This window comes from uncultured Corynebacterium sp., assembly GCF_902782855.1.
Lineage (GTDB): Bacteria > Actinomycetota > Actinomycetes > Mycobacteriales > Mycobacteriaceae > Corynebacterium.
The window spans coordinates 1-10,088 of sequence record NZ_CACZOO010000262.1; the positions used below are offsets into that span (position 1 = coordinate 1).

Here is a 10,088-nt window from a genome sequence, read left to right on the forward strand (position 1 = left end):
GGACACAGTGGACACAGTGGACACAGTGGACGCGGCGTCCTGCCTCCGCAGCGACCACCATTTCCGTCCACCGGACGCCTTCGGCATGTTCTGCGTCCCCGCGACGTCGGCACCGAGGAACTTCACCATGATGAAGGCGACGGCGAAGATGAGCAGGAAGATCAGTGTCGAGATAGCCGAGGCGGAGTTGAAGTTGCCGCCCTGCATGTCGGCGATGACCAGCTGGCTGAGCACGGCGGTGGGGGAGTTCGCCGAGGAGCTGATCATGATCACCGGTAGGTCGTACATGCGCAGCGCGTCGAGGGTGCGGAACAGGATCGCGACCATCAGCGCCGGCTTGATCAGCGGCAGGGTGATCTTCGTGAACTGCTGCCAGCGGGACGCCCCGTCGACCCGGGCGGCCTCGTAAACTCCCTGCGGCACCATCTGGAGACCGGCGAGGATGAGCAGCGCCATGAACGGCGCGGTCTTCCACACGTCGGCGACGATGACCGCGAATCTCGCGGCCCACGGGTCCGTAGTCCAGGCGATGTCCAGTCCGGTGACCGAGTTGATGATGCCGTCGGGGGCGAAGATGAACTGCCACAGCTTCGCCGTGACGGCCGTGGGGATCGCCCAGGGGATCAGCACCGCGGCGCGCAGCAGGCCACGGCCGAGAAAGCTGCGGTTCATCACCGTCGCCATCCACAGTCCCAGGACGGTCTCCAGGGCGACGGTGACGACGACGAAGAAGAGGGTGATCTTCAGTGCCGGCCAGAAGTCCACGGCGAGGTTGCCCGGGGCACAGGTCGAGACGGTGCCGTTGGGGGACATGCACCGCTGTGTGAGCCAGTAGAGGTAGTGGTCGAATCCGGCGAAGCCGCCCTCGACGAACATTCCGGTGGAGGGGTCGAGGTGTTTGTCCGCCTGGAAGGACAGCCAGATCGCCCGGATGATCGGGTAGCCGATGACGACGGCCAGCAGCACCAGGCTGGGGCCGACGAGCCATACGGCCCTGAGGTCGCGCTTCTTGGTTCTCACGGGAAGCAACCTTACAAAAGTATGGGGAGGCCGGGGGACGGTAACGGCGAGAGCCCGCCGCCGACGACTGTGTCGGGTCGGGGCGGGTCGGGCCGGGGTGGTGTCGGGGTGGTGTCGGGGGCGGACCGGGTGGGACGGGGTCCGACCGCTGCTAGCCGGTGACGTTGGTGATCGCGGACTCCATGTCAGCGGTCGCCTTGTCGACGTCGACGGTGCCGTTGACGGCGGCGTAGGCGTTGTCCTGGACGGCCTTCGAGAGCTGGTCGTAGTTCGGGGAGACCGGGCGCGGCTTCGCGTTCTCCAGGGACTCCTTCAGGACGGGGAGGAAGGGGTACTCCCCGAAGAGCGACTCATCATCGTAGATGGACGCCAGAACCGGCGGGAAGGAGCCCTCGAGGAAGGACTTCTGGTTCTCCGGCTCCACCAGGAACTGGATGAAGTCGAGTGCGGTGGCCTTGTGCGCGGAGTTCACGTTGATACCGGAGTTGTAGCCGCCGAGGGTGGAGACACCGGTGCCGTCCTTGCCGACGAGCGGCTGGGCATCGAACTTGTCCTTGGTGGCGTCGGAGTTCTCGGACTCGGACCACATGTAGGGCCAGTTGATGGCCATGGCGGTCTTGCCGGAGGTGAAGGCCAGGTTGGTCTCCTCCTCGGAGGCTGCGGTGGACGCCGGCGAGATGGTCCTGTCCTTGTAGGCGTCTACCAGCGCCTGCAGGCCCTCCCTGGAGGCGTCGGAGGTGACGGTCGGCGTGCCGTCGTCACCGAGGATGCCGCCGCCCCAGCCGTCCATGAAATTGCCGGTGGCGATGGTGATTCCCTCGTACTGCTTGAGCTGGGTGGTCAGGCAGTCCTTGTTCTGCTCGACGACGGCCTTGCAGGCGTCGACGACGTCGCCCCACGAGGTCGGGGCTTCCGGGACCAGGTCGGTGTTGCGGTAGAGCAGCTGGCCGTTGGTGTTCTGCGGCAGGGCGTAGAGGGTGTCATTGTAGGTCGCGGACTCCACCGGGGCGTCCAGGATTCCGTCGGTGGACGCCGCCAGGTCGCCGGTCAGCGGGGCGAGCCAGCCGTTGGCGGCGAACTGGGCGGTCCAGATCACGTCGAGTGCCATGACGTCGTAGTCCGTCGATCCGGCCTGCAGTGACTGGACGAGGGTCTCCCGCTGCGCGTCGGATTCACCGGCGAGCTCCTTGAGAGTCACCTTCTCGTCCGGGTGCTCCTCGTTCCACTTCGCGATGATCGGCTGGACCTTGTCCGTGTCGTTCTTGCCCATCGCGAAGCTGATCGGGCCTCGGGAGGTGTCGGACTCGGAGCCACCGCCCGAGCTGTCGTCGTCGGAGGAGCAGGCGACCAGTCCGGCGGTGAGCCCGGCGGCGGCGAGGGTAGCGAGCAGCTTCGTGGGAAGCTTCGGAAGGTGAGCCATGGGCCTGACCTTTCAGTAGGGGTCCTCAGTGAAACGCCCGGCGGTCGCGGTATCCGGTACCGCATCACCGGGTGCTTCGAACGAGTGTAGTACCCGGGCGGCACGTACGGGGGCGCAGTCCGACATTGCCATCACTGTTCCCCTCCGCTTCGGGGGTGGGGAGGGGGAATCGCCCCTTCCCCGGGCGCGCCCCTGTCAGCGCACCCGCCCACCCTCGGTGTCGAAGAAGTACACTGCGGCGCCCCCGGTCAGGGAGAAGACGACCCGTCCGCCCAGCGGGGGCAGGGTGTCAGGGGAGTCTGTGGTCCGTGCGGTGACCGGCCCGTAGGCGGTGTCGGCGTAGACGTTGGCGTCCGCCCCGAGCTCCTCGACGAGGGTGACCGTGCCTGCCAGGCCCGCCCCGGCTGCCGGGACGGCGTCCGACGCCGCGACCGTGAGGTGCTCAGGACGCACCCCCACCTGCACCGCGCCTGTCGGCAGATCGATACCGAGTTCCGGCAGGGAGGCCTTCACCGCTGGGAGAGTGCCGCCGACGCTGAGCAGGTTCATCGACGGGGAGCCGATGAAACCCGCGACGAAGGCGTTCACCGGATCGCGGTAGAGGTTCTGGGGTGTGTCCACCTGCTGCAGGACGCCGTCCTTGAGCACGGCGACCCGGTGCCCCATCGTCATCGCCTCGACCTGGTCGTGGGTGACATATACGGTGGTGACCCCGAGGTTCTGCTGCAGCTTCACGATCTGCGCACGGGTCTGGACACGGAGCTTGGCGTCCAGGTTCGACAGTGGCTCGTCCATGAGGAAGACCTGCGGTTCACGGACGATCGCCCGGCCCATCGCCACGCGCTGGCGCTGCCCGCCGGAGAGGTCCTTCGGTTTACGGTCGAGGTAGCCGGTCAGGTCGAGGATCTCGGCGGCCTTCTCCACCCGCTCCGCGATCTCGGCTCTGGGCAGCTTCTTGATCGTCAACGCGAAGCCCATGTTCTCCCGGACGGACATGTGGGGGTACAGGGCGTAGTCCTGGAAGACCATGGCGATGTCCCGGTCGCCGGGCTCCTCGCCGGTGACATCGCGACCACCGATGGACACGGTGCCGGAGTCGGTGGGCTCCAGGCCCGCCAGGGCGCGCAGGGTGGTGGATTTGCCGCAGCCGGACGGCCCGACGAGGACGAGGAACTCGCCGTCGGCGATGTCCAGGTCCAGGTCCTTCACCGTGGGGGTGTCCGCACCCGGGTACCGGATATTCACGTGATCGAAGACGACGTCAGCCATGGTGCCGGATCATACCGCAGGCTGATCCGTGCGCCGGGCGGCATTCCGTAGAGTCGACGGTTGTGAGTGACCCGTCCACCTCCTCCACCCTGCAGGCGACCCCCGGCCCCTTCTGGCGCGACCGGGGGTTCTGGGTGCAGTTCACCGCCCAGTCCGCACTGTTCCTGTTCTTCGGCGGTATCGACCTGGCCAGCAGCACGGCGGTGGACAACGGGTCGGATGCCGGGGTGACGGGCCTGCTGCTGGCCGTCGGATACACCGTCACCTTCGTCGGTCTCCTGGTGCAGCGGTCGCGTCCCGAACCGGGGCTGGTGACGGTGGTTCTCGGTCTCGTGGTCGCGGGGGCGGCGCTGTCCGAGTTCTACGTCCTCGCGGCAGGTGTCGTCGGATATGAGGCGTGGTTCATCTCCGGGTATGTCCGGCGGCGTCGCCGGGTATGGTTGACGGCGCTGCTCACCGGTGCGGTGACCGGCGCCGTGCTGACCGTTCTCGCCCCTGAGCTGAGGCTCGGCTGGGGTGGCCGGATGACCCGGGATGAGCTGTACGGGGGCTCTCCGACCTCCACCAGGGAACTCCTCGTCGTCTCCGTCGGCCTGACCGTGTTCATCGTCGTCTCCGTCGCCCTGTGCTGGCAGCTGGGACTGGGGGTGCGGCGCCAGCATGAACGGATGGAGAACCTCGCGGCCCGGGCCGAGCTCGCCGCCGTCGCCGAGCGCAACCGGATCGCCCGGGAGATGCATGACATCGTCGCCCATTCGCTCACCGCCGTCATCGCCCAGGCTGACGGCGGCCGCTACGCCGGTCGTAAGGACCCGGACAAGGCCATCGAAACCCTGGAGACGATCGCCGCGACCGCCCGCGAGGCGCTGGCGCAGATGCGGCAGCTGCTCAGCGTCCTGCGGGAGGACGCGTCGCGGGACACGGGTTCCGCGCCGGGGGTGTCCGGCGTCCCGGGCCTGGTGGACGACGCCCGCCGCTCCGGCCTGGAGGTCTCCCTCGACATCCGGGGGGACGCGCACGAGGTCCCTGCGACGGTGGGCCTGACCGTCTACCGCACCGTGCAGGAGTCGCTGACCAATGTCCTCAAGCACGCGGGGAAGGTCCGCACCCGGGTGGTGCTGGACTGGTCAAGGGCAGGATCACTGCTGATCAGTGTGGATAACGCGCCCGGGACGGCGGGTGATGCGCTGGTGGATCCGACGTCCGCTGCCGGGGGCGCCGGCGGACAGGGCCTGCTCGGACTGAAAGAGCGGGCCCGGGTGCACGGCGGGTCGGCGTCCTGGGGGCCGTCGGAGGTTTTCGCCGGTGGCTGGCGGGTGGCGGTTACGCTGGCGGCATGAGTATCAGACAAGGGTGGTGCGTCGTTGCCGCCGGGGCCGTTCTCGTCCTTTCCGCGTGCGACGGTGGAGACGACGGTTCCGCGGCGCCCACCGACTCCGCTGCAACGACGACGGAGGTGGAGATGCGGGCACCGGTCATCGTGGCGGTCACGGATCTGGCGGAAGGAGACGTCCGGATCACCACGGACCGCCCGCTGGTGGTGAAGGTGCCCGACGCCCCGGAACGGTGGACTGTCGGAGACGTGGACGATGAGACGGTCGCGGCGTTCATCCCGGGTCACGAAGACGGCTCCGGCACCTTCAACCCGGGGTTCACGGCACGCGGGGTGGGCGGGACCACCGCGCGCATCACCGACCCCGGTACCGGGGAGGTCATCACCTTCACCCTCATCGTCACCGGGTGACGATGAGGGTCGTGTGACGGTTATGCTGACCGCATGACCGGGAAGATCAGAGTCGCCCTCGCCGATGACCAGCAGCTCGTCCGCGCCGGGTTCGCCATGGTGCTGGATTCGCAGGACGACATCGAGGTGGCGTGGCAGGCCGTCGACGGGGCGGAGGCGGTGCGGTGCGCCGAACGGCAGCCGGTGGACATCATTCTCATGGACGTGCAGATGCCGAACCTCGACGGCATCGCGGCGACGCGGCAGATCGTGGACGCCGGAACGGTCGGTCCCGGCGGCGAACCGACCCGCGTGGTGGTGCTGACCACCTTCGACAACGACGAGTACGTGATGAACTCCATCACCGCCGGGGCGAGCGGTTTCCTGCTGAAGGACGCGGAGCCGGAGGATCTCATCGACGCGGTGCGGACGGTGGGGGAGGCCTCGGCGGTGATCTCGCCGAAAGCGACGGCGCGGCTGCTGCGTCAGGTGCGGGAGGGCGGTTCCGGCAGTGGTGCCGGGGGCGGTGCTGGGAATGGTGTTGAAGAGGACGCTGTGGCTGTTCCTGGCCCCGATGACGATCTAGGACTGATCGACCCGCTGACGCCGCGGGAGCGGGAGATCCTGGTGCTCATGGCGACGGGTGCCTCGAACCAGGAGATCGCCGGGCGGTTGTTCGTGTCCCTGCCGACGGTGAAGACACATGTCGGCCGGGTGCTGGCGAAGACCGCGTCCCGGGACCGGGTCCATGCGGTGCTCTTCGCTTTCCGGCACGGTCTGGTGGACCCGGCGCATGTGCTGGAGGGGGAGTAGTGGTGGGGGGCGCCGCGGGTCATGTACTCTGACTCGCAGAGTTATAGCCCGAATAAAACAAAAGATCATGGTAGTTGATACGGGAAAATGTTCGATGTGATCAATGACCGGAAAGCTCGGCGCGTGTCATCGAAAGTGGCGCGTTGACGAGTGCTGATATTGTTCATCGCCTCATTTCAGACGTGCTCGATAGGAACTGGCTGAGCTGTACTCGACGTTGAACTCGTCGTAGATCCAGTTGGACAGTCCGGGAACTGACCAGAACTGTTCCGATACTCCCTCATTTGACGGCGGTGACGACAATAGCTCCACCACCCGGTCTCGTTGCCGGTCGGTGAGTTTACTGGCGTTGAGATTGTCGGCATGGCCGGTGTGGATCGATGCTTGCCGGTAGGTGTGACAGTCGTGTATCCAGGTTTCCACTGTGGATGGTTTCCGGTCGACCAGGCGGGCTACTGTTTCTGTCCGGATTCCCTCGTGGAGCGTCATCAGGGCCTCGGATTTTTCCTTCATGACTTTGTAGGGAGCTTCCCGTTTGAGCTTCATGAGGTTGTGTCATTCCGATTGGATAAGTTCAACTTCTTCCACGTCTGCCAGTGTCCCATACGGGAGCGCCACGGGTGGTGTGACATGCCGGAAAGATGTTGTAATTCTGCGTCGTCTCCAGGTGTGCGGTGCGAGATGATGTCGCTGCACTTTGGTCAATTGAGTTTGACTCAATGGAGCTAGGTGTTGTTCTGTTCGGGCTATAGCTCCCCGATTTTCGTGGAGGGGTGTGGAAGATTACCGCTCGGTCGCCTGGTCAGTTGTGAAAGCAGTAAGGTCTGCGAAACGGGGACCTCATACCCAGGTATGACACCCACCCACCACCCGCCACCGCACAATCAGCCCGCAGGCCGATGATCGCAGGGCCGCACCAGACGACCATGTAACCCATGATCACCGTCACCGACCTGCACAAGAGGTACGGCAGGCAGCACGCTCTCGCCGGCCTCTCCTTCACCGTCCCCGATGCCACCGTCACCGGCTTCCTCGGCCCGAACGGCGCCGGCAAGTCCACCACCATGCGCTGCATCCTCGGCCTCGACCGACCCAGCTCCGGCACCGTCACCTTCGACGGCGCCGACTTCGCCACCCTCCCGGACAAGGCACACGTCGCCGGCGCCCTCCTGGAAGCCACCTGGTTCACCCCGGCCCGTAGCAGCCGCTCCCACCTCCGCGTCCTCGCCCGCGGCGCCGGCATCCCCGACAGCCGCGTCGAGGAATGCCTCGACATCGTCGGTCTCACCGACGCCGCGAAGAAGAAGGTCGGCGGCTACTCCCTCGGCATGAAGCAACGTCTCGGCCTCGCTGCCGCACTCCTCGGCGACCCGAAGCACCTCATCCTCGACGAACCCGTCAACGGCCTCGACCCCGAAGGCGTCAGCTGGATGCGGCGCACCATCCGCGCCCTCGCCTCCCAGGGGCGAAGCGTTCTCGTCTCCTCTCACCTGCTCTCCGAGATGCAGCTCACCGCCGACCGTCTCGTCGTCATCGGTAAGGGCCGCATGATCGGCGAGTACTCCATGGACGAATTCCTCGCCGGCGGTGCCCGCGTCCTCGTCGAAACCCCGGACGCCCGCCTCACCGACACCCTCGCAGTTCGCCTCCGCGACGCCGGCTTCACCGCAGGTTTCCCGGTCGGCGCCGGAACCGATTCCGCCCCGGGCTCCAGCGCCGAACTCACCGTCGACATCCCCGACGGCACCACCGACGCCGAGGTCCGCCGCGCCGTCGCCGAGATCGCCCTCACCGCGTCCGTCCCGGTCACCGGTCTGCGCGCCGAGACCGCGAACCTCGAGGCCCGCTTCCTCGCAGCCACCGCCGACGCCCAGGAGTACCGCACCGACACCGCCCTCGCCGGAAAGTAGGAGAACCATGTCACTCACCAACGCCCTGCGCGCCGAAACGACCAAGCTGTTCAGCGTCCGCTCCAGCCTCGTCTACGCGATCCTGCTCACCGGGCCCCTCTTCGGCCCCGTCACCCTCGTCGCACTGTTCGGCGACCACCCCGAACTCGACTGGTCGACCGTCTTGTTCGGCCTCCAGATCTTCCAGCTCATCGCCGTCATCTTCGCCGCCGCCACCACCGCGGGTGACATCCGCAACCACATGCACGCCCAGGCGTTCCTCACCGAGGCCGGGCGCTGGCAGTGGGTCGCCGCCAAGATCACCGTCACCGCCGTGTTCACCGCGATCCTCTACGTTCTCGGTACCGTCCTCGCGATCGGACTCGGCGCGGCGTTCGGCGGTACCCTGAGCCTCGGCACGGACACCCATATCCTGCTCGTCGGCGGGGTCTCCTCCGTCCTCTTCGCTGCGATGAGCGTCGGCCTGGCCTGCGTCATCCGCAGCCAGGTGGCGTCGGTCGCCGTGCCGGTCGCCTGGATGCTCGTCATCGACGGCATGCTCGGCCTCGCAGCCGAGCGGATCGAGTTCTTCCGGCCCTTCGCAGCCATTGCGCCGGTGCAGCGCATGAACCAGCTCTTCTACGGTGAGGACCCGCTGGGCTTCGGGATCAGCACCGCCGTCTGCTACCTCATCATCGTCGCCTGGTTCGCCGCCCTGTCGGCCTGCGGCCTGTGGCGCAACCACCGTGTCGACGTCCGCTGAAACCGCGGGGACGTCAGTTCAGGCAGGCACCTCAGGCAAGCCCTGACCCGCACTGGGCGCAGTACAGTGCCCCGGCCGGATTCGTGTGCGAGCACCCGGCACAGGTGATCTCCACCGCCAGCGGCGAGCCGCAGGCGCTGCAGAACTTCCCCCCGTGGGCCTGCGCCCCACAGGAACCGCACCGGGGGTGTGACTGCTCGTCGAGCGTCATCCCCGAGGTCAGGTCCACGTCCCGCAGCCTGTCCCGGACCTGCTGGTTCCGTTCCCTGGCCTGCAGTTGCGCCAGTTCCTCCGCCGCGACCGGGGAGCAGTGGACACACTGCCCGACCCGGTCGTTCCAGCACACGTCGCCGCAGACCCAGTCGCCGCAGCCGCGGCACTGGTGGAAGTGGGGTGAGATCTCGGCGACAGCCTTGTTCAGCGCCTTGTCCTTGGCCTCGGAGTTCGTCGAGCGGTCGAGCAGCCGGTCTGCGGCGGAGGTCACGCCGTAGAATCGACCGCCCAGCAGATGACCGAGCCCCTGGGCGACCCGCTGCCCGGTGGCCGCGATATTGCGCTGGTATGCCGAGCGGTAGCCGTTGCCGCACCGGTCACAGCGGAACTCGAACTGGAAACCGTCGGTATTCGAGAGGTCGTTGTAGTTGCTGGTGAAGGGGATGTTCGGGGGCATGGTGTCCTCAGTACGGGGCAGTGGCGGGAAAGTGGTGGCGAATCGTGCAGGAGGATCATATAACGGTCAGGCAGCGGGTGTCCCGGTACGCTCGGGACCCATGGACATCACCCTCGGAGACACCGGCCGCACCCTCCATCTCCCCTCCCACTGGGAGGTACTGAACACCCTCCCGGAGGACGCCCCGGGCACCGTCGCCTTCGGCTACCAGCTCGCCGGGAGCAATGCCGTGGTCACCCTCGCTCCACTGGACTCCCAGATGATGCCCGTCGACCGCGACCAGGTTGTCGAGGGTATCCGTCCGAACCTGCTGGAGTTCCACGCCGGGCTCGTCGAGGCAGACGCCGGGGAGACCCCGGTCGGCGATCTCATCGTCTACACGATCGTGAAGACTCTCCCGCCGGAGGACGCAGAAGGGGAGGATTCACAGCCCGGGTCCGGCATGCAGTACAACCTCACCCTCCACGTCGCCGTGGAGAACGGCGAGTACCTGGAGCCGTGGCAGCTCCAGGGTTTCTTCA

Annotated in this window: 10 protein-coding genes and 1 pseudogene; 6 read left to right on the forward strand and 5 right to left on the reverse strand. The window is 67.0% G+C overall.

Annotated elements, in window-relative coordinates:
* The 3 genes from QZV72_RS10550 to QZV72_RS10560 all read right to left on the reverse strand — a co-directional run.
* Window positions 1–1,020: carbohydrate ABC transporter permease (locus tag QZV72_RS10550; RefSeq protein ID WP_297008290.1), on the reverse strand; the 1,020-nt coding region annotated here is incomplete at its 3' end.
* 151 nt (window positions 1,021–1,171) lie between these two features.
* Window positions 1,172–2,440: an ABC transporter substrate-binding protein gene (locus tag QZV72_RS10555; RefSeq protein ID WP_297008292.1), complete on the reverse strand. Its 1,269-nt coding sequence runs from the start codon at window positions 2,438–2,440 to the stop codon at window positions 1,172–1,174.
* A gap of 195 nt (window positions 2,441–2,635) precedes the next feature.
* Entirely contained in the window at window positions 2,636–3,709 is a 1,074-nt protein-coding gene (locus tag QZV72_RS10560) for an ABC transporter ATP-binding protein (RefSeq protein WP_297008294.1), read from the reverse strand.
* Between the two features lie 62 nt (window positions 3,710–3,771).
* Between QZV72_RS10560 and QZV72_RS10565 the strand changes: the two genes are divergently transcribed.
* From QZV72_RS10565 to QZV72_RS10575, 3 genes are read left to right on the forward strand one after another with little or no spacing between them, the layout of a single operon-like run.
* On the forward strand, window positions 3,772–5,049 hold the full coding sequence (locus QZV72_RS10565; protein ID WP_297008296.1) for a sensor histidine kinase: 1,278 nt from the start codon (window positions 3,772–3,774) through the stop codon (window positions 5,047–5,049).
* On the forward strand, window positions 5,046–5,453 hold the full coding sequence (locus QZV72_RS10570) for a hypothetical protein (RefSeq protein WP_297008298.1): 408 nt from the start codon (window positions 5,046–5,048) through the stop codon (window positions 5,451–5,453). Before QZV72_RS10565 ends, QZV72_RS10570 begins: the two co-directional genes overlap by 4 nt.
* Before the next feature lie 33 nt (window positions 5,454–5,486).
* The gene (locus tag QZV72_RS10575; RefSeq protein ID WP_297008300.1) at window positions 5,487–6,245 is read left to right on the forward strand and encodes a response regulator transcription factor; all 759 of its coding nucleotides are present in this window, start codon (window positions 5,487–5,489) and stop codon (window positions 6,243–6,245) included.
* Window positions 6,246–6,416: 171 nt separating this feature from the next.
* Here the strand turns inward: QZV72_RS10575 and QZV72_RS10580 are convergent, their stop codons facing one another.
* Entirely contained in the window at window positions 6,417–6,791 is a 375-nt protein-coding gene (locus tag QZV72_RS10580) for a hypothetical protein (protein WP_297008302.1), read from the reverse strand.
* A 389-nt stretch (window positions 6,792–7,180) separates the two neighbouring features.
* Between QZV72_RS10580 and QZV72_RS10585 the strand changes: the two genes are divergently transcribed.
* Both QZV72_RS10585 and QZV72_RS10590 read left to right on the forward strand, forming a co-directional pair.
* Window positions 7,181–8,155: an ABC transporter ATP-binding protein gene (locus QZV72_RS10585; RefSeq protein WP_297008304.1), complete on the forward strand. Its 975-nt coding sequence runs from the start codon at window positions 7,181–7,183 to the stop codon at window positions 8,153–8,155.
* 7 nt (window positions 8,156–8,162) lie between these two features.
* The gene (locus QZV72_RS10590; RefSeq protein WP_297008307.1) at window positions 8,163–8,897 is read left to right on the forward strand and encodes an ABC transporter permease; all 735 of its coding nucleotides are present in this window, start codon (window positions 8,163–8,165) and stop codon (window positions 8,895–8,897) included.
* A 31-nt stretch (window positions 8,898–8,928) separates the two neighbouring features.
* On the opposite strand, the gene QZV72_RS10595 is transcribed toward QZV72_RS10590, so the two are convergent.
* Window positions 8,929–9,567 (reverse strand): zinc ribbon domain-containing protein, encoded by a 639-nt coding sequence (locus QZV72_RS10595; protein ID WP_297008309.1) that lies wholly within the window; start codon window positions 9,565–9,567, stop codon window positions 8,929–8,931.
* A 100-nt stretch (window positions 9,568–9,667) separates the two neighbouring features.
* Here QZV72_RS10595 and QZV72_RS10600 point away from each other — a divergent pair.
* Window positions 9,668–10,088 (forward strand): annotated as a pseudogene (locus QZV72_RS10600) (hypothetical protein); the annotation flags it as partial.